The organism is Hoeflea ulvae (assembly GCF_026619435.1).
Classification (GTDB): domain Bacteria; phylum Pseudomonadota; class Alphaproteobacteria; order Rhizobiales; family Rhizobiaceae; genus Hoeflea; species Hoeflea ulvae.
On record NZ_JAOVZQ010000001.1, the window covers coordinates 151467 to 169728 of the forward strand.

The 18262-nt window shown below is 63.2% G+C and carries 17 protein-coding genes; 8 read left to right on the forward strand and 9 right to left on the reverse strand.

Annotated features, from left to right (window positions below):
* Positions 1-93: 93 nt before the first annotated feature.
* From OEG82_RS00740 to OEG82_RS00750, 3 genes are all read left to right on the forward strand, one after another.
* Positions 94-537: a TspO/MBR family protein gene (locus tag OEG82_RS00740; protein WP_267610557.1), complete on the forward strand. Its 444-nt coding sequence runs from the start codon at positions 94-96 to the stop codon at positions 535-537.
* A 103-nt stretch (positions 538-640) separates the two neighbouring features.
* Entirely contained in the window at positions 641-1882 is a 1242-nt protein-coding gene (gene ispG, locus OEG82_RS00745) for a flavodoxin-dependent (E)-4-hydroxy-3-methylbut-2-enyl-diphosphate synthase (RefSeq protein ID WP_267610558.1), read from the forward strand.
* Between the two features lie 35 nt (positions 1883-1917).
* Entirely contained in the window at positions 1918-2388 is a 471-nt protein-coding gene (locus tag OEG82_RS00750; RefSeq protein ID WP_267610559.1) for a cupin domain-containing protein, read from the forward strand.
* A gap of 37 nt (positions 2389-2425) precedes the next feature.
* On the opposite strand, the gene OEG82_RS00755 is transcribed toward OEG82_RS00750, so the two are convergent.
* Both OEG82_RS00755 and OEG82_RS00760 read right to left on the reverse strand, forming a co-directional pair.
* Complete coding sequence (locus tag OEG82_RS00755) at positions 2426-4909, reverse strand: hybrid sensor histidine kinase/response regulator (RefSeq protein WP_267610560.1); 2484 nt, start codon at positions 4907-4909, stop codon at positions 2426-2428.
* 110 nt (positions 4910-5019) lie between these two features.
* A complete protein-coding gene (locus OEG82_RS00760) occupies positions 5020-5937 on the reverse strand; it encodes a polyprenyl synthetase family protein (protein ID WP_267610561.1) in 918 nt (305 codons plus the stop codon).
* Between the two features lie 141 nt (positions 5938-6078).
* On the opposite strand from OEG82_RS00760, the gene mtgA reads away from it, so the two are divergent.
* The 3 genes from mtgA (at position 6079) to rpmF (ending at position 7955) form a co-directional block, all read left to right on the forward strand.
* On the forward strand, positions 6079-6870 hold the full coding sequence (gene mtgA / locus OEG82_RS00765) for a monofunctional biosynthetic peptidoglycan transglycosylase (protein ID WP_425497497.1): 792 nt from the start codon (positions 6079-6081) through the stop codon (positions 6868-6870).
* A gap of 73 nt (positions 6871-6943) precedes the next feature.
* Entirely contained in the window at positions 6944-7591 is a 648-nt protein-coding gene (locus OEG82_RS00770) for a glutathione S-transferase family protein (protein ID WP_267610563.1), read from the forward strand.
* A 178-nt stretch (positions 7592-7769) separates the two neighbouring features.
* Complete coding sequence (gene rpmF, locus OEG82_RS00775) at positions 7770-7955, forward strand: 50S ribosomal protein L32 (protein ID WP_097106820.1); 186 nt, start codon at positions 7770-7772, stop codon at positions 7953-7955.
* 204 nt (positions 7956-8159) lie between these two features.
* Here rpmF and OEG82_RS00780 read toward each other — a convergent pair whose 3' ends face one another.
* Positions 8160-8369: a cold-shock protein gene (locus OEG82_RS00780; protein ID WP_045650076.1), complete on the reverse strand. Its 210-nt coding sequence runs from the start codon at positions 8367-8369 to the stop codon at positions 8160-8162.
* A gap of 267 nt (positions 8370-8636) precedes the next feature.
* Positions 8637-9653, reverse strand: coding sequence for a fatty acid desaturase (locus tag OEG82_RS00785; protein ID WP_267610564.1), 1017 nt, complete (start codon positions 9651-9653; stop codon positions 8637-8639).
* 212 nt (positions 9654-9865) lie between these two features.
* On the opposite strand from OEG82_RS00785, the gene OEG82_RS00790 reads away from it, so the two are divergent.
* Positions 9866-11071, forward strand: a complete 1206-nt coding sequence (locus tag OEG82_RS00790; protein ID WP_425497499.1) for an MFS transporter — start codon at positions 9866-9868, stop codon at positions 11069-11071.
* A gap of 17 nt (positions 11072-11088) precedes the next feature.
* Here the strand turns inward: OEG82_RS00790 and otnI are convergent, their stop codons facing one another.
* From otnI to OEG82_RS00810, 4 genes are all read right to left on the reverse strand, one after another.
* Positions 11089-11865 carry a 2-oxo-tetronate isomerase gene (otnI, locus tag OEG82_RS00795; RefSeq protein ID WP_267610566.1) on the reverse strand — a complete coding sequence of 259 codons (777 nt, stop codon included), beginning with the start codon at positions 11863-11865 and terminating at the stop codon, positions 11089-11091.
* 122 nt (positions 11866-11987) lie between these two features.
* On the reverse strand, positions 11988-12401 hold the full coding sequence (locus OEG82_RS00800; RefSeq protein WP_267610567.1) for a c-type cytochrome: 414 nt from the start codon (positions 12399-12401) through the stop codon (positions 11988-11990).
* Entirely contained in the window at positions 12398-12793 is a 396-nt protein-coding gene (cueR, locus tag OEG82_RS00805; RefSeq protein ID WP_267610568.1) for a Cu(I)-responsive transcriptional regulator, read from the reverse strand. Before cueR ends, OEG82_RS00800 begins: the two co-directional genes overlap by 4 nt.
* Positions 12794-12858: 65 nt before the next feature.
* Complete coding sequence (locus tag OEG82_RS00810) at positions 12859-15264, reverse strand: heavy metal translocating P-type ATPase (RefSeq protein ID WP_267610569.1); 2406 nt, start codon at positions 15262-15264, stop codon at positions 12859-12861.
* A gap of 140 nt (positions 15265-15404) precedes the next feature.
* On the opposite strand from OEG82_RS00810, the gene OEG82_RS00815 reads away from it, so the two are divergent.
* On the forward strand, positions 15405-15881 hold the full coding sequence (locus OEG82_RS00815) for a DUF305 domain-containing protein (RefSeq protein WP_267614806.1): 477 nt from the start codon (positions 15405-15407) through the stop codon (positions 15879-15881).
* A 51-nt stretch (positions 15882-15932) separates the two neighbouring features.
* Here the strand turns inward: OEG82_RS00815 and OEG82_RS00820 are convergent, their stop codons facing one another.
* Entirely contained in the window at positions 15933-17783 is a 1851-nt protein-coding gene (locus tag OEG82_RS00820; protein WP_267610570.1) for a bifunctional diguanylate cyclase/phosphodiesterase, read from the reverse strand.
* Between the last annotated feature and the right edge of the window lie 479 nt (positions 17784-18262).

Genomic DNA, 18262 nt, shown 5'->3' on the forward strand with positions numbered 1-18262 from the left:
CGGCACACTACCTGTGTGGGATCACCGGCAATCCTGCGCGCCAGCCGCAGCCTTACCGCGCTCGCTTGCCACCCAACCGTCCGGGGAAATCAAATGTCCGCCATCGTCATTGCCGTGCTCGTGCTTGCCACCGCATCGAGCGGCGCCTTTTTCAAGCCCGGCGCCTGGTATCAAAGCCTGCGCCGCCCCTCCTGGACTCCGCCGAACTGGATGTTCCCCGTGGTCTGGACCATTCTCTACATCGCCATCGGCATTTCCGGCTGGCTGGTCTGGCAGGCCGAAGCCATGGGGCTCGCCATGGCGCTCTGGCTGCTGCAACTGGTGCTCAACGGCGCCTGGTCCTGGCTGTTTTTCGGCCGCCACCGCATGGACCTGGCCTTCATCGACATTTGCCTGCTGCTCGCAGCCATTGGCGCCTATATCGCCGCCGCCAGCATGGTCTCGCCGCTGGCTGCCCTGCTGTTCCTGCCCTACGCGGCCTGGGTCATCACCGCAGCCGCCCTCAATCGCGCGGTCTGGCGGCTCAACCCGGTTTGACCGGACTGTCATCATCAAACCGCTTTCAATTCGACAGTTGCCGTTTTAGAAAGTGGCCGCGGTAGGTCCGGAGCCTGCCGCAGACTGCAACCCGAGGCCGCCTATGACCATTTCTCCCTTTGTTGACCCGCAAACCCGCCGTTCCAGCGTCGCGGTGGATGTCGGCGGCGTGTTGGTGGGCGGCGGCGCGCCGGTGGTTGTGCAGTCGATGACCAATACCGATACCGCCGATGTCGATGCCACCGTGGCCCAGGTCGCGGCTTTGCACCGCGCCGGCTCCGAGATCGTCCGCATCACCGTCGACCGCGACGAAAGTGCGGCCGCAGTGCCGAAAATCCGTGACCGGTTGGAGCGGCTCGGCCTCGACATCCCGCTGATCGGCGATTTTCACTATATCGGCCACACGCTGCTGGCCGATCACCCCGCCTGTGCCGAGGCGCTGGCAAAATACCGGATCAATCCGGGCAATGTCGGCTTCAAGGACAAGAAGGACCGCCAGTTCATCGAGATCATCGAAATGGCGATCCGTTACTCCAAGCCGGTTCGCATCGGCGTCAACTGGGGCTCGCTCGACCAGGTGCTGCTGACCCGGCTGATGGACGAGAATGCCGCAAACGGCTCGCCGCTCTCGGCCCGTGACATCACCCGCGAAGCCATCATCCAGTCGGCGCTGCATTCGGCCGCTCTGGCAGAGGAAACCGGGCTTGCCCGCAACCGCATCATCCTGTCGGCCAAGGTGAGCCAGGTGCAGGACCTGATCGCGGTCTATTCGGAACTGGCGCGCCGCTCCGACCATGCGCTGCATCTGGGGCTGACCGAAGCCGGCATGGGATCGAAAGGCATCGTCGCCTCCGCCGCCGCCATGGGCATCATTCTGCAGGCCGGGATCGGCGACACCATCCGGGTCTCGCTGACGCCCGAGCCGGGCGGCGACCGCTCGCGCGAAGTCATCGTCGCCCAGGAATTGCTGCAGGTCATGGGCTTCCGGCAGTTTGTCCCGGTGGTTGCCGCCTGCCCCGGCTGCGGCCGCACCACCTCGACCGTGTTCCAGCAACTGGCCCGCACCATCGAGGACGACCTCAGGCGCAACATGCCGCTCTGGCGCGACAAATATCCCGGCGTCGAGGGGCTGCAGGTCGCGGTCATGGGCTGCATCGTCAATGGCCCCGGCGAATCCAAGCATGCCGATATCGGCATTTCCCTGCCCGGCACCGGCGAGAGCCCGGCTGCCCCGGTGTTCATCGACGGAAAGAAGGCCGGCACCTTGCGCGGCCCGAAGATCGCCGAGGACTTCCAGGTGATGGTCGCCGACTATATCGAGAAGCGTTTCGGCAAGGGCGAATAGCGGCTGGTGTGTGCCGCAAGCGGTGGGAGCATGCGATGCCAAGGATCGAACCCGACAGCGCCCTTGCGCAGCAGCATGTTGACGATGCGGAGGATCCCTATGGGCTGGGATCCTATGACGCCGTGCTGTTGGGCGACACCGGCGGCCTGACCCAGTTCGGCGCGGTGCTTGAAACGCTTCATCCAGGCTCCCGATCCTCCCGTCAGCACTGGCACGAAAACGAGGACGAATTCATCTACATGATCTCGGGCGAAGTCGTGCTGCTTGAGGATGATCGGGAAACGGTGCTGGTTGCGGGCGACGCGGCCACATTCAAGGCTGGCGTGCCGGTGGCCCATTGCCTGCAGAACCGAAGCGCCGATCCTGCCAGCTATCTGGTTGTCGGAACCCGCGCAGGGCGTGATGTCTGCCACTATCGCGATGATGGATCGCGGGTCGAACGCGATGGCCCCAGGCGCAAGGTCGTCAACGCGCAGGGCGAAGTGATCCGCGAATTCGAGCGCTGAGCCTTTGCGCCACAGCTTCCGGCCGTCTCGCCCGATCTCAGGCGGCGTTGACGCCATAATGCGCCGACGGCAGCCAGCGATCGATCATGGCGCCGAGTTTTTCCGGCGAGATCGGCTTGGACAGGTAATCCGTCATGCCCGCGGCAAGGCACTGGTCCTTGTCACCCTTGAGCGAATGCGCGGTGACTGCGATGATCGGCGTCGGCGCACGCCCCTCCCGGGTTTCGATCGCGCGGATTTCGGCGGTGGCCTCCAGGCCGCTGAGCTCGGGCATGGACACATCCATCAGCACCAGCGCCGGGCGCAGCTCGTCCCACAGCCGGACGGCCTCGCGCCCGTTGACGGCCAGCCGGTTGGCATATCCCATTCCATCCAGCGTCTGCTGGAACACGATCTGGTTGATCGCATTGTCTTCGGCCACCAGCACCAGCGGCTCGGTGCGGCTCGCAGCGGCAGGCGGCGTCGGATCAGGCACCACGGCCGGCGCAGCGGCGGGCCGCGAAGACCGGGAGGCCTCGGCTGCAGCCGGCACCGGCGCGTCCGTGACCGGATCGGCCTCGGTGACGAACTGGTGCAGCGCCGCCTGGACGACCTTGCGCAGCTGCGCGGTGCGAACCGGCTTGGTCAATTGCGCGAATATGTCGAGATCTCGCAGGGCCTCGAGCTGGTCCGCCTGGTCGACCGAAGACAGCACCAGGATCGGCGTCTGGCTGATGCGCGGGTCGGAGCGGATCATCCCGGCAACTTCTGCGCCCGACATTCCCGGCATCTGGAAATCGAGCACCACGAGATCGATGCCGATGTCGAGTTTCGAGCGCGCGTGCCGCAACAGGTCGAGCCCGATCTCGCCGCCTTCCACGGCCACGCAATCGAAACCCCAGTCGCGAATCTGTTCGGTCAGGATCATCCGGTTGATGGCATTGTCGTCGATCACCAGCACCCGCCGGCCGGGCAATTGCTGCGCCGCCTCATCCTTGACGCTGGCATCGCCATAGACATCCATCTCGATGGTGAAGCTGAAAGTCGATCCGACGCCGGGTTCGCTTTCGACCTCGATCCTGCCGCCCATGAGCTCCACCAGCCGGGTGGCGATCGCCAGTCCGAGACCGGTCCCTTCGTGTTTGCGGGTCGAGGATCCGTCCACCTGGCTGAACTTGTCGAAAATGCTGTCGAGCTTTTCGGGCGGGATCCCGATACCGGTGTCGCGCACCGCGATGGAAATCGACAGCCGCTCCGGCCGGTCCACCTTTTCGGTCACCCGCCAGTTGATGTCGACCATGACATGACCCTGTTCGGTGAATTTGACCGCATTGCCGACCAGGTTGGTCAGCACCTGCCTGATCCGGCCCGGGTCGCCGATCAGCTTGTCCGGCAGCCCGGGGGCGACGCGGACCACCAGTTCGATGTCCTTCTCGACCACCCGTGACGACATCAGGGTGGCGACATCCTCGGTGGTGTCGACCAGGTTGAACGGTTTCGGATTGAGCACCAGCTGGCCGGCATCGATCTTGGAAAAATCGAGGATGTCGTTGATGATCTCCAGAAGCGCGTTGCCCGACTTGAGGATCACATCGGTGAAGGTGCGCTGGCGAGTGTCGAGCTCCGTCCGGGTCAAGAGCTCGGCCATGCCCAGCACCCCGTTCATCGGCGTACGGATTTCGTGGCTCATCGTTGCCAGGAATTCGGATTTCGCCCTGTCGCCCTGCTTGGCCTTGGTCAGGGCGGCATCAACCTCGCGGGTCTTGCTCTGCAGGCGGGTGATCATCTGCCGAATGATGATGTCGATGGGCACGAACACGCCGAGCCCCAGCACCAGCAGCAGCCCTATGGTTGCCAGGAGATACCGCTGAAGCAGTTCCCCCTGGGCCAGCGACAGATTGGCCAGGTAGTCGCGGAACTGATCCTGCACATAAAGATTGGTCGGCCGGATGATTTCCTCGTAGAGCGCAAAGATCTCCCGGCCCGCCCAATAGATATCCTGCTTCGTCCGGATCGCATCCAGGCGCTCGGACGCCAGCAGCTGCGTATGATGCAGAAACGGGTCCTTGTTGGTCATGTAGCGTGATTTGGACTGGATTTTCTGGATCAGGCTGGCCGGCGCGCCGAGCCATTCGCTTCTGAGCTGCTCAAGCTCGATCCGGGTTTTCTCGAATCGGAACTCCAGGCTCGACACCGCCGACAACAGGTCCGGATCAACCGTCATGGCGGCGAGGATCCTGCGCTTTTCGGCAAGCGTCGCATTGGCGAGCCGCGGATCCTGGTAGGTCTGGTACTCACTATAGGTCTGGGCCAGCCGGCTGCTGCGGTCGGCAATCATGCTGATCGCCTGGTCGACCTTGGCGAAGCGTTCCGACAGGACCCCGATCTGCTGGATCGATATGTTGCGCTGTTTCTGCTCGGCAAAGAAGAAGGCGCAAATGATCCCGATAGCGGCCAATGACACGATGTAACCGACGCGCAGCGAAATGATCGACCGCCGCGCGACTGCGGTTTCATCCTGATCTTTGCGTATATCTGTCATGATTCTGGCAATACCCGTTTTGCGAGGATACTGCCGCCAGTTGGTTAATAAACATGTATGAAAAATTGTAGAATCAGACCGATTTTTTCACCATCGCGCCGTCCGGCAGCCTACCGGTCACGGCTCGCGATGAATTTGGCAGCCTGCTTGAGCGCAGCCGCCCGGGCGCCGAAGGGATCAAGCAGCGAGGCCGCCTCTTCAACCAGGCAATCCAGCCGCGACCGGACCGCGTCATTGCCATGCAACGACACCAGCGTCCCCTTGCCGCGACCCGCATCCTTGCCCGTCGCCTTGCCCATGGTGGCCGCATCCGAGGTCACGTCGAGCAGGTCGTCGGCGATCTGGAAGGCAAGCCCGACAACTTCGCCAAACCGGGTCATCCGCGCCAGCGTTTCGCTGTCGGCGCCGGCGGCAATCGCCCCTGCGGCGCAGGCATAGCGCAGCAGCGCGCCGGTCTTCATCGCCTGCAGCCGCAGGATGCCGGCCTCATCCGGTCTCGTCTGCTCGGCATGAAGGTCAAGCGTCTGCCCGCCAACCATGCCGCCCACGCCCGCCGCCCGCGCCAGCTGGTTGATCAGCGTGAGCTTGACCTCCGCCGGCAATTGCGTCTCGGGCGCCGACAGGATGTCGAAAGCCAGGGTCAGCAGCGCGTCACCGGCCAGGATCGCCGTCGCCTCGTCAAAGGCGATGTGCACGGTCGGCTGGCCGCGCCGGAGGTCGTCGTCATCCATGGCCGGCAGGTCATCATGGATCAGCGAATAGCAATGAATGCACTCAAGCGCGGCCGCGACCCTTGCGGCCGCCTGATGCGGCACGCCCAGCAGCTTGGCGCTCTCGATCACCAGGAACGGCCGCAGCCGCTTGCCGCCATTGAGCACGCCGTGGCGCATCGCCGAAATCAGCTGGTCCGGCCGGGCAATCTCGCCCGCAAGCGGAACCGGCGACAACAGCGATTCGAGCAAGGCCGCCACCTCCCTTGCCGTGGCGTCAAGCTGCTCTGCGAAACTGTCTGTCTGAATGCTGGTCATTGCGGTCTCTTGCCATGACGCGCGGCGGGCGGCAACGGTTTGTTTGTCCGCAAAGGGGCTCGAATGCAGCCCTGGAGCGGCCGTCCCGGCATCTGCCGTGCCACCACGGGTCTGGCGTTGCGCCACCAAGCTCGTTAAGAGATGCCTGAAAATCGGCGCCTTGGGCGTCTCGCGCGCAGGGCAAGCCAGGTGACCACACGAAAACGCCAATCAAACCCGCAATCCAGGCAGTCGGACGCCCGGCCACGCCGTTCGCCGCTGCGGCGGATCCTGGCCTGGATCCTGGCGCTGGTCTTTGCCGTGATTGCCCTTCCCTATCTGCTGATCCCGCTTTACGCGCTGCCGCAGCTGCATCCGGTCTCCACTTTGATGCTGAGCGAGATCGTCACCGGCCGGTCCTATGAGCGGCAATGGGTCGATTTCGACCAGATCGCCCCGGTGCTGGTCCAGTCGGTGATGATGTCCGAGGATGGCCAGTACTGCGCCCATTCCGGCGTCGACTGGGAGGCGCTCAACCTGGTCATCGACGATGCGCTGGAAGGCGAAGCCACCCGCGGCGCCAGCACCATTCCGATGCAGACCGCAAAGAACCTGTTCCTGCCCTCCACCCGGTCGGTGCTGCGCAAGGCGCTCGAAATTCCCCTGGCCATGGCGATGGACCTGGTGTGGTCGAAACGGCGGCTGATGGAGATCTATCTCAACATCGCCGAATGGGCTCCCGGCGTTTACGGTGTCGAGGCTGCGGCACAGGCCTATTTCGGCGTGCCGGCTGCAAAGCTCTCCCGCCGCCAGGCCGCATTGCTGGCGGTCACCCTGCCAAACCCGATCAAGCGCAACGCTGCCAATCCCTCGCGCAACATGACCCGGCTCGCCGGCGTCATCGAGAAACGCGCCAGCCAGTCCGGCGCCTACATCAAATGTCTTTATGATTGAGTTCAACCAATTTGGCTTTTCCGGCCTCCCTGCCCGTGGCATGACGTGAGCCCGCACAGCAGGAGACATGATCATGACCGACCCGGTGCTCTATATCGGCAACAAGAACTACTCGTCCTGGTCGTTCAGGCCCTGGATCGGCCTGCGTGCCACCGGAATCGCCTTTGAGGAACGGCTGGTGCCGTTCGACATGGCCGCCGGCAATCCTGCGTTCAGGAGCTTCTCGCCCACCGGCAAGGTTCCGGTTCTGATCGATGGCGATCTGACCATCTGGGAATCACTGGCCATTCTCGATCACGCCGCCCGCAGCCATCCCGAGGCGGGCCTGTGGCCGGAAAACCCGGCGCATCGCAGCATGGCGATGGCGATGAGCGCCGAGATGATGTCCTCCTTTCCGGCCCTGCGCTCGGCCTGCCCGATGAACATGCGGCGGACGCGCCGGCCGATCGAGGTCACGCCCGCCCTGCAGGCGGATGTGGACCGCATCCAGTCGCTGTGGAGCGATTGCCTCAGGCAGAGCGGCGGTCCCTTCCTGTTCGGTCGCTTTTCCATCGCCGACGCCATGTTCGCCCCGGTGGTCAACCGTCTCGATGTCTATGCCTTCGAGACCAGTGCCGTGGTGGCCGATTACATGGCCGCAATGAAAGCCCTGCCGGCCTGGCGCGAGTGGGAAGCCGCGGGCCGCGCCGAGCCGTGGGTGGTGGAAGAGGACGAAGCCTGAGGCTCAGGCTGAAACCGGCCGGGGCCCGGCAGGGCCTGAGTCAAAAAAATGCGGGCCCCGCTGGTCAAACACCGAAATGCCATGTATAAGCCCGGCAAATTTCCGAAATCGGCATGTGTCAGTTTCGGCCCTTGGGTCGACCGTTGGACATGCCTTGAAAGTTGAACTGGAGTTCGTCATGGCTGTTCCAAAGCGTAAAACCACCCCGTCCAAGCGCGGCATGCGCCGCTCCGCCGACGCCCTCAAGGCCCCGACCTATGTCGAGGACAAGAATTCCGGCGAACTGCGCCGTCCGCACCACATCGACCTGAAGACAGGCATGTATCGCGGCCGCCAGGTTCTGACGCCAAAAGAAAGCGCCTGAGCTTCCAAAAGCTTCCAGGGTTTGATGCCTTGGCTTGAAAGCCGGTCCTTCAGGGGCCGGCTTTTCGCGTTCGACTGCCCTGGCGCAGCCGGTGCCGTCCGGCCCTGACTGCCATGCGCGCACGAAAACGCCCGGAAACCTTGGTTCCCGGGCGCAATCAAATCACAGCGACCAGCCGAGCCAGCCCGTCTCAGGCGAGACTTTTCAGTCAGCCTGGATTGTCGAAACGGCGGTCTTGCCGGTGCGACGGTCTTCAGCGGTGTCGAAAGTCACCTTCTGGCCTTCGGCCAGACCGCGCATGCCAGCACGCTCAAGTGCAGTGGCGTGTACGAATACATCCTTGCTGCCGTCGTCAGGTGCGATGAAGCCGAAGCCCTTTTGGTCGTTGTAGAATTTGACAGTACCGGTTTTCATGGGGGAGTCCTTTATGTCCATGAATGCATTTTCCGGCGCAAGCGCTCTTTAAAGCGCTCGGCGCAGGCGTTAGTCATCGAGTTTATGTGAAGTGTTGAGCGTGTCTCCGCCTCTGGCGGTGCGCGACCAAGTCGTCCGGTCAAAAATCGATGGCTCAGCCTTACACTGTTTTTTCAGGCTGCACAAGCGAAAGCGCAATCGCGCGTCCGGATCGGCCCAGGGGCACAACCCGAACGCGGGTGTCAGATGCGGATCTCCGGGGCAGCCTCAGGCCGCAACGGCCGCGGTCCTGTCGCGAAGCGACCGGAACGGTACCAGCCGCCGAAGCTCTTCGTCCCACAGCGTCAGACGGACGCAGCGGAAACTCTGCCACAGGCTCAGCCGGCCGATGTCGGCCAGTTCGGGGAAATCCTTCAGAACCTGGGGCAGGCGGTAGAACGGAATGCGGCTCGACAGGTGATGCACGTGGTGAATGCCGATATTGCCGGTCAGCCACATCAACGGCTTGGGCAGGTCGTAGAACGAACTGCCGTGCAGGGCCGCCGATTCCCGCTCCCATTCCGGAGCCCGCTCCCAGTGGGTTGGGTCGAACTGGTGCTGGACATAGAACATCCAGACGCCCACCGACGCGCCGATCAGCATGATCGGCAGATGGATGATCAGGAATGCCTTGAAGCCGACCAGCAGGCCGAGCGCCACCCACATGGCGACGATGGCCAGATTGGTGATCATGACGCTGGCCCAGGACATCACCCCGTCCTTCAGCGCGGCGATCGGCACGCGATGTTGCAGCAGGAAGATGAAGGCGGGTCCGATGCCGAACATTACGATCGGATGGCGGTAGAGGCGGTATTTCAGCCGGCCGAATTTCGACAGGGCAAGATATTCCTCCACCGTCAGCGTATCGATGTCGCCGATGCCGCGACGGTCGAGATTGCCCGATGCCGCATGGTGCATGGCATGCGACCGGCGCCAGTAATCATAGGGCGTCAGGGTGACCACGCCGAGCGCACGGCCGACGCGGTCGTTCCACTTGGCCGATGAGAACATCGAGCCGTGGCCGCAATCATGCTGGATGATGAACAGCCGCACCATCATCAGTGCCGCCGGGATCGACAGTGCCAGCGTCAGCAGTGTGTTGATCGAAAGCGCGAACCACATCAGCACCCAAAACAGGACCAGAAGCCCGCAGGTAAGGAATGTTTCAAATGCGCTGCGCCGGTCATCCGGTTGCCGGTAAGGCCGCAAACGCCCAACCCATTCCCTCGCTGATGCTGTCTCCATCCGTATTCTCCTGATTTATTCCGGCCGGCCAGACTGAATACCCGGCCTTGCGCTCCCAGTTGCGCGGCCTTAACACGTCAGGGTCCATAACCGCATCTTTTTTCTGCAAACCAGTAGAAATTCACGGTGTGTCACATCGTCACTCAGACTGTGATCACCGGCCAGATTTACCTCTGCGGAGAATTCGGTTATGGCAATTAAATCGATTTAGTATGGAAAAAACCATGTCTACGACCACCCTTGCAGCCCCACCGCTGCTCTCGCCGCAACGATTTGCAGTCTCGCTGATGTTCCTGATCAATGGATTCCTGGTGGGGAGCTGGGCGCCGAAGATTCCCGAATTCGCCCTGCGGCTCGGCCTGGACGAGAGCGATCTGGGGCTGATGATCATGTGCTTCGGCATCGGCTCGCTGTGCGCCATGCCGGCCGTCGGCGCGCTGATTGCCGGCCGCGGGTCACGCCGCGTGATGCTGGCATTGGCGGCGGCAACCATTGCCTGCCTGCCGCTTGTGACGGTCGCGCCCTCGATCTGGCTTGCAGCCATGGCTCTGTTTGTCTTTGGCGGCGTCATCGGCGGCATGGATGTTGCCATGAACGCCAATGCGGTGGAGGTGGAAAAACGCCAGAGCCGCGCCATCATGTCCTCCTGCCATGGCTTCTGGAGCCTGGGCGGCGTCGCCGGCGCCGGGCTCGGCGGAGTGCTGATTGCCGGTTACGGCGTGCACATTCATGCGCTCGCTGCCTCGACGCTGGCGCTGGCCGGCGTCGCACTGGCCTGGCCGCGGGCGCTCGCTGATCCGCCGCACCCGCACGAAGCCCATATCCACGGCCAGCCCTCGTCCCGGCCCGGCCTGCTCGCCGCCGGGGCCACCGTGTGGCTGACCGGCATCATCTGCCTGATCGTGATGACGCCGGAAGGCGCCATTCTGGATTGGGGCGCGCTGTATCTGCGGCAGGAACTGGGCGCCAGCCCGGCCCTGTCCGGACTGGCCTTCGGGGCCTTTTCGGCGGCCATGGCGCTGATGCGGTTTCTCGGCGATCTGGTCCGCGACCGCTACGGTGCGGTCGCCACCTTCCGGGTCTCGGCCATTCTGGCCATGGCCGGGCTCGGCCTGGCCGGGGCAGCCCCTTCCGCCCAGATCGCCATTGTCGGCTTCGCACTCGCCGGGTTGGGCTTTGCCAACACCGTCCCGATCGCCTTCTCCGCCGCCGGAAACCTGCCCGGCCTGCCGCAGGGACTGGCGATCTCGGTGGTCACCTTCATGGGCTATTCGGGCATCCTGTTCGCGCCATCGGTGATCGGCTTCATCGCCGAGCACACCGGCTTCGCGCTGATCTACATGGCCTTGCCGGTCTTTGTCATCCTGCCGCTGGTCTTCTCCGGCCTGATGCGCCATGCCGACCGGCAACAGGCCTGAGGGAGCGCCGCGCCGGATCAGGTGGCGCGGGTCCGCCTGATCCAGCCGAGCCCGTCAAGCGTTGCGGCTTCCGGCCGGTACTCGCAGCCGACAAAGCCCTGATAACCCAGCTCGTCGAGCGCCGCGAAGATGCGGACATCATCGAGCTCGCCCGATCCGGGCTCATGCCGGTCCGGCACCGAGGCCACCTGCACATGGCCGATCAGCGGCATCAGCTGCTCAAGCCCCCTGAGCACGTCGCCATGCAGGATCTGCCGGTGATAGATGTCGAATTGCAGCCGGGCATTGGGGTGATCGAGTTCTGCCAGCAATTGAGCGGCAAGTCCGAAATCATTGAGGAAATAACCCGGCATGTCGCGCCCGTTGATCGGCTCGATCAGGATGCAGATGCCCTGTTCCGCCGCCGCGTCGGCGGCAAATGCCACGCTGTCCATATAGCTGGCGCGGTGAGCCGGGTCGGACGCATCGGCAAGCCCCGCCATCATGTGCAGGCGCCGCGTCCCGATGACGCCGGCATAATCGAGCGCGGTCTGCACAGATTGGCGGAATTCCTGCTTGCGGTCCGGCAGGGCGGCCAGACCCCGGTCTCCGGCATCCATGTCGCCCGGCCTGAGGTTGAACAGTACCTGCTCGACCTGTGCCGCCGCACACCATTTGGCAATGGTCTCGGCCGGATGGTCATAGGGAAACAGGAACTCCACCGCGTTGAAGCCGGCATCGGCAGCAGCCTGGAACCGGTCCTCAAAGGCGTGTTCGGTGAACATCATCGACAGGTTCGCGGCAAAGCGTGGCATGGGCATTCCTCAACAATCTTCGCGCCCTCATTGGGCGGCTGAAGCCTGTTTTAGTCGCTCTGGCCGGGCGTGCAACCACGCGGAGCTGATAATTCCCGCACCAGCCAGGACCCCGACCGCCGCTACAGGATACCGTTGGCACGTTGAAGTTCGCGCACATAGAGCACGATCTTCTCAAGCTCCGGATCCGTGATCCCCTCGACCGGGGGCATGTTGCCAAAACCCCAATGATGCGCCCGCACGCCGTTCCCGGCAGCCAGGTGAAACGCGGCGTCGCCGTGATGGCTCGGTTCGTAGATCTTGTGAACCAGCGGCGGCGCAACTCCGCCCTGCCCGGCCGCATCGGCGCCATGACAGGCGGCACAGGAGCGGTTGAACAGGCTCTCGCCCGCTTGCGCACCCGCCGACAGCTCCGGCACCACCACGCTTGCCATCGCCGCACCAGTGGCGGGAGGTGGAGGTGCCAGAAGGACGCGGCCGACAAACACCGCACTGCCCGCCACCACGGCAATCAAGCCGATCCTGCGCCAGTTCACGCGCCCACTCCCCTGGCCATTTCATCGATGATCGGACAGTCCGGCCGGTCGTCACCGTGGCAATTATCGGCAAGCGTCTTGAGTGTGGCGCGCAGCGACTTGAGCTCCTTGAGCTTGCGGTCGATCTCGGTGATCTTCTCAAGCGCCAGCGCCTTGACGTCGGAACTCGCCCGCGCCTTGTCCTCATACAGCGACAGCAGCGCGCGGCATTCATCAATGGAGAAGCCGAGGCTGCGCGAGCGCTGGATGAAAGCCAGACGATGCACATCCGCATTGTCATAATCGCGATAGCCATTGGCTGCCCGCGCAGGCTTGATCAGGTCGATATCCTCGTAATAGCGGATGGTCTTGGCCGGCAGGCCGGTCGCGTCAGATGCCTGGCCGATATTCATGGTCTGCCTCCCTGCTCAAATTCCGTGATCATGATCCACTCCTACCGCTTCCACCTGATGGAAGGTCAAGCATCGAGCTTGACCCGCCGCAGCCGCAGCGCATTGCTGATCACCGACACCGAGGACAGGCTCATCGCCGCGGCCGCGATCATAGGCGACAGCAGGGTTCCGGTGATCGGATAGAGCAGTCCGGCGGCAATCGGCACACCGACGCTGTTATAGGCGAAGGCAAAGAACAGGTTCTGCTTGATGTTGCGCAGCGTCGCCTCCGACAGGGTACGCGCACGCAGGATGCCGCCGAGATCGCCCTTGAGCAGGGTGATGCCGGCGCTTTCAACGGCAACATCGGCACCCGTGCCCATGGCGATTCCGACTTCGGCCGCAGCCAGCGCCGGGGCGTCATTGACCCCGTCCCCGGCCATCGCCACCTTGTGGCCGGCCCTGTGCAGTTCATCAACCAGGGCCTTCTTGTCTTCCGGCAGCACACCGGCGCGGACATCGTCGATGCCCAATTGGCTCGCTACCGCGCGCGCCGTCGTCTCATTGTCGCCGGTCGCCATGATGATGGTCAGGCCGGCACGATGCAGCGCGGAAATGGCGTCTTTCGTCGTCGGCTTGATCGGATCGGCAACGGCGACAAGGCCGGCAAGCTCACCGTCGATCGCCACAAACATCGCCGTCTTGCCCTGGCTGCGCAATGCATCGGCCTGCTCGTTGGCCGCACTGTGATCCACCCCGGCAACATCCATCATTGCCGCATTGCCAAGCGCAATCCGCTGCGTTCCGGACGTCCCGGCAACGCCCTTGCCGGTAACCGATTCGAAATCCATGACCGGTGCCGCCGCGATATCGCGGTCTGCAATGCCCTCGACAATGGCCTCGGCCAGCGGATGCTCCGAACCGGCCTCGAGCCCGCGCACCAGCGCCAGCATCTCGCTTTCCCCGGTTGATCCGAAACAGACAACGTCAGTCAGCACCGGCTTGCCTTCGGTCAGCGTGCCGGTCTTGTCGACCACCAGCACATCGACCTTGGCCATGCGTTCAAGCGCCTCGGCATCCTTGATCAAAACGCCTGCCTGGGCCCCGCGCCCGGTCGCCGTCATGATCGACATCGGCGTCGCAAGCCCCAGCGCACAGGGGCAGGCGATGATCAGCACCGACACCGCCGAAACGATGGCAAAGACAAAGGCCGGATCGGGCCCGATCAGCATCCATGTGACAAAGGCGATGACGGCAACGAGAACCACTGTCGGCACGAAATAGGACGCAACCCGGTTGGCGAGCCCCTGGATTGGCGCCCGCGAGCGCTGCGCCGCCGACACCATGGCGACGATCCGCGCCAGCTTGGTCTCGTCGCCGACCCGGGCCGCCCGGACAACCAGGCTGCCGTTCTTGTTGAGCGTGCCGCCGGTGACCTCGTCGCCCTCGCCCTTTTCCACCGCCAGCGGTTCGCCAGTCAGCATGCTTTCATCCACCGCGGTGCGGCCTTCGATGACAACTGAATCCACCGGGATCGCCTCACCCGGCCTCACCCGCAGCCGGTCGCCCTCGACAATGTTTTCCAGCGGCGCGTCATATTCGTCGCCATCGGGCGTGATCCGGCGCGCGGTCTTGGGCGCCAGGTCCAGCAGCGCGCGAATGGCGTCACCGGTTCGCTCCCGCGCCCTGAGTTCAAGCACCTGGCCGACAAACACCAGCGCGATGATCACCACCGCCGCCTCGAAATAGACCGGCATGTGCCCGCCGGGCATCTGCAGCCCGGCCGGAAACAGCCCGGGAAGAAAGGTGGCGACCGTCGAATAAAGATAGGCCGAACCCACGCCGATCATGATCAGCGTCCACATGTTGAGGTTCCAGGTCTTGACCGAGGTCCAGCCGCGGTGAAAAAACGGCCGCGCCGCCCAGATCACCACCGGCGTTGCCAGCGCGAATTCCAGATAGAGCGTCAGCGTTTCGCCCAGCCACTCACGCACCGGCAGTCCGAGCATTGGCGCCATGGTCAGGACCAGCAGCGGGATCGCCGCCCCGGCGCTGACCCAGAGCCGCCGAGTGAAATCAATGAGCTCGTGGTTCGGGCCTTCGGCAACGCCATCCATCGGCTCCAGCGCCATGCCGCAGATCGGGCAGGTCCCGGGGCCTTCCTGGATGATTTCGGGATCCATCGGGCAGGTGTACATGGCATTCTTCGGAGCTGCCTTGTTCTGCCGCGCCTTGTTGCCCGACAGATAGAAGAACGGATCGCGCTCGAACTTGTCGTGACAGCCGGTCGAGCAGAAATGAAACTCCGACCCCTTGTAGCTGAGGCTGGGCTTGCCCTTGCCGAGCGTCACGTCCATGCAGCAGACCGGGTCCTTGACCTTGCCGTCAACCGGCACGGTCGCCGCCTGAAAAAGCGCGTCGGTGTCGACTGCGGGGGCGTCGTGATGATGCGTGCAGTGGCCATCGTCATGAGTGTGAGTCTGGTGGTCCATTTCGCAGATCCTTGCTGAGTTGCAGCGACTCTAATCCTTCCAGTCAATGGAAGGTCAAGGCAATTTTCCTGACAGTCTGTGGAACCTTCCAGCGCGGCAACGTCGTTACCCTCTGAGACGGCATGAACACGGAGATCGAAATGGCCTATTCCCGCTTCATCGCAATGATTGTGACATCCACCGTGGTGATGTACGCACTGATGTATCTCAACACCTGGGACAGCAGCCATATCTGGTTCAGCCAGACGAGGCTCTGGATGGCGCTCTATATGGGCGGCGTGATGGCGGCGATCATGCTGGCCTTCATGCTGTCGATGTACACCAACCGCAAGGCAAACATGGCGATTTTCGCCGCCTCGCTGATCGCCTTCGCCTCCAGCCTCTATCTGGTGCGCAGTCAGGATACGGTCGGCGACACCGCCTGGATGAAAGCCATGATCCCGCACCATTCCATCGCCATCCTGACCAGCACCCGCGCCAACCTGTCTGACCCGCGGGTGCGCGAACTCGCCGACGGAATCATCGAAACCCAGAAACGTGAAATTGCCGAAATGGAAGCCCTGATCGCCGATCTCGACGGCGGCCCGCCTGCAACGCCGGACATCGACGGCCAATAGTCAACGCCTACAGAATTGACTTGCGCGGGATCAGGGCAGCGGCTGTGCCATTCAGGCCGGTGTGCGCAGCCGGTCCGTGGCAGGGTCCTGCCTGCGGATCTTTCCGCCAAAGGAGCGCATCAGGGTGGCGATGGTCTCGCCATCGACGGGACGGGCATAAAAATAGCCCTGCGCCAGCGGACAGCCGATCTCGAGCAGCCGTTCCGCCTGCTCTGCCGTCTCGATCCCCTCGGCGATAATGCCGATCTTCATCTTGTCCGCCATGCTGATCAGCGCCTCGACGATGGCATTGCAGGCCGTGTCGGTGAGCAGGCTGTCGACAAAGGACTTGTCGATCTTGATATAGTCGAGCGGGAAATCCTTGAGATGGCTCAGCGAGGCATAGCCGGTGCCGAAATCGTCAAGCGCAACCTGCATGCCCTGCTCGCGCAAACGGGCCACCTGGCTGGCCACGTCCTGATCCATCAACACATTTTCGGTGACTTCGATCTGGAGATTGTGCAGCGGCACATCATGGGCGGAAAAGGCCGACCGCAGACGCTCTTCGAGATTGCCGCGCTGGAAATCGACCGTCGAGAGATTGATCGCCACATGGCGCAGTTCCAGTCCCTGGTCGAGCCAGCCGCGCATGGCGCCGGCAACTTTCTCCAGCATGCAGCTGGTCAGGCGAAAGGCATTCTTGGAATCGGTCAGCCCCATGGCAAAGGCGCCCGCGCTGATGATCTTTCCCTCATCGGTGCGGATACGCGCAAGCGCTTCGACACCGACGATCTTGGCGCGGCGCATGCAGATCACCGGCTGGAAATGTGCCAGCACCCGGTCTTCATCCAGCGCCTTGTCCAACAGCGCGATCTGCTCGGTGCGGCACTGGATCGCGCTGCGCAGGCCGGGGTGGAAAAGGACATATCCGCCTCGTGCCACCCGCTTGGCATGATGCAGCGCGAGATCCGCATTCTGACGCAGCATGTCGGCGCCGGTGTCACCGTGGTCGCTCAGAACGCCGCCAATGGTGACCTGCAGGATGATGGTGTTGCGGTCACATTCATAGGGCTGCTCCATCTGGCCGAGCAGCCGTCCGGCAAGCTCGGCCATCTGTTCGGCGTTGTCGCAATCACGGCACAGAATGGCGAACTCATCGCCGCCGAGCCGGTAGACATTCATTCCGCTGCCCGGGCTGGATAGCCGTTGGCCGACTTCGCGTATCACCGCATCTCCGACCGAATGGCCCATGGCGTCATTGACCAGCTTGAGATTGTCGATATCGAGCAGCAACAGGCCGAAGCGCCGCGCCGGCGCAGCCATGTTGCGGGCGATGACTTCATCAAAGGCATAGCGGTTGAACAGGCCGGTCAACTGGTCATGATAGGCCAGATGGCGCAAGCGGCGGCTGACCTCGTCCCGCTCCATGGCGATGGCACACAGATGGACGCAGGTGTCGACGAGCTGCCGTTCCAGTTCGCTGGGTCCGCGCGACGTGCTGTAATAGAATGCGAATGTGCCGACGACCCGGCCTTCGGGAGACTTGATCGGGCTCGACCAGCAGGCCTTCAGCCCCAGCGGCAGCACCAGATCCTGAAAATCCTTCCAGCGCTCATCCGTGGCGATATCGGTGACTTCGACCGGAATGCCGAAATAGGCGGCGGTTCCGCAGGATCCGACCTTTGGCCCGATGGCGGCCCCGTCCAGCGCCTCACCATAGGATTTCGGCAGGCTGGGCCCGGCGAGCGGGCGGATCAGCCCTTCGGCGTCAACACCGGCGATCGTGCAGAAGGCGCCCGGCGCAAGCGTTTCGGCGCGGCGGCACAAGGTATCGGCAACCACGGCAAAAGGGACACCCGTGGCCACGGCCTCAAGTATCTCGTTCTGCAGTGCCGAAAGTTCCGACTTGCGCCTTGCTTGCATGGACTAACCCTTCATGTGCAACCTCGACATCTGACAAGTCTTGATGAGTATATTCTTTACGGACCCTGGAAATTGCCCCGTTTGAAGGCAAATTGCCGCAAAACATCTCACAGTGGTTAACACTTGACTGCTCAAGCGGCGATCAGACCGGTGGATATGGAGGCAGTGAAAGTCCCTGCCGGACAGGACGCAATGAAGGCGGCGACCAGCGCTTCGGCTGAACTGCGCAACCTCGAACGGTGCCTGTGTCAGGCGACCCGCGGCAATGGAACAGGATCTGTCAGGAACGAGGAGGGATTGTCGGGCTGGTGTCCCGGTAACGGCAACCGCTCAATGGAGCCTGGCCGTGCGTCGGGCGGTAAGTTCAACACTATAACACTATGATGACGGAAGCAGGAGAAGCGGGGCCTGCCGTGTCGAGGACAGTGCGAAGATCTGTCATCGCAGTGAAAGACGTTCAGTCTTCCCCATGCACTGCG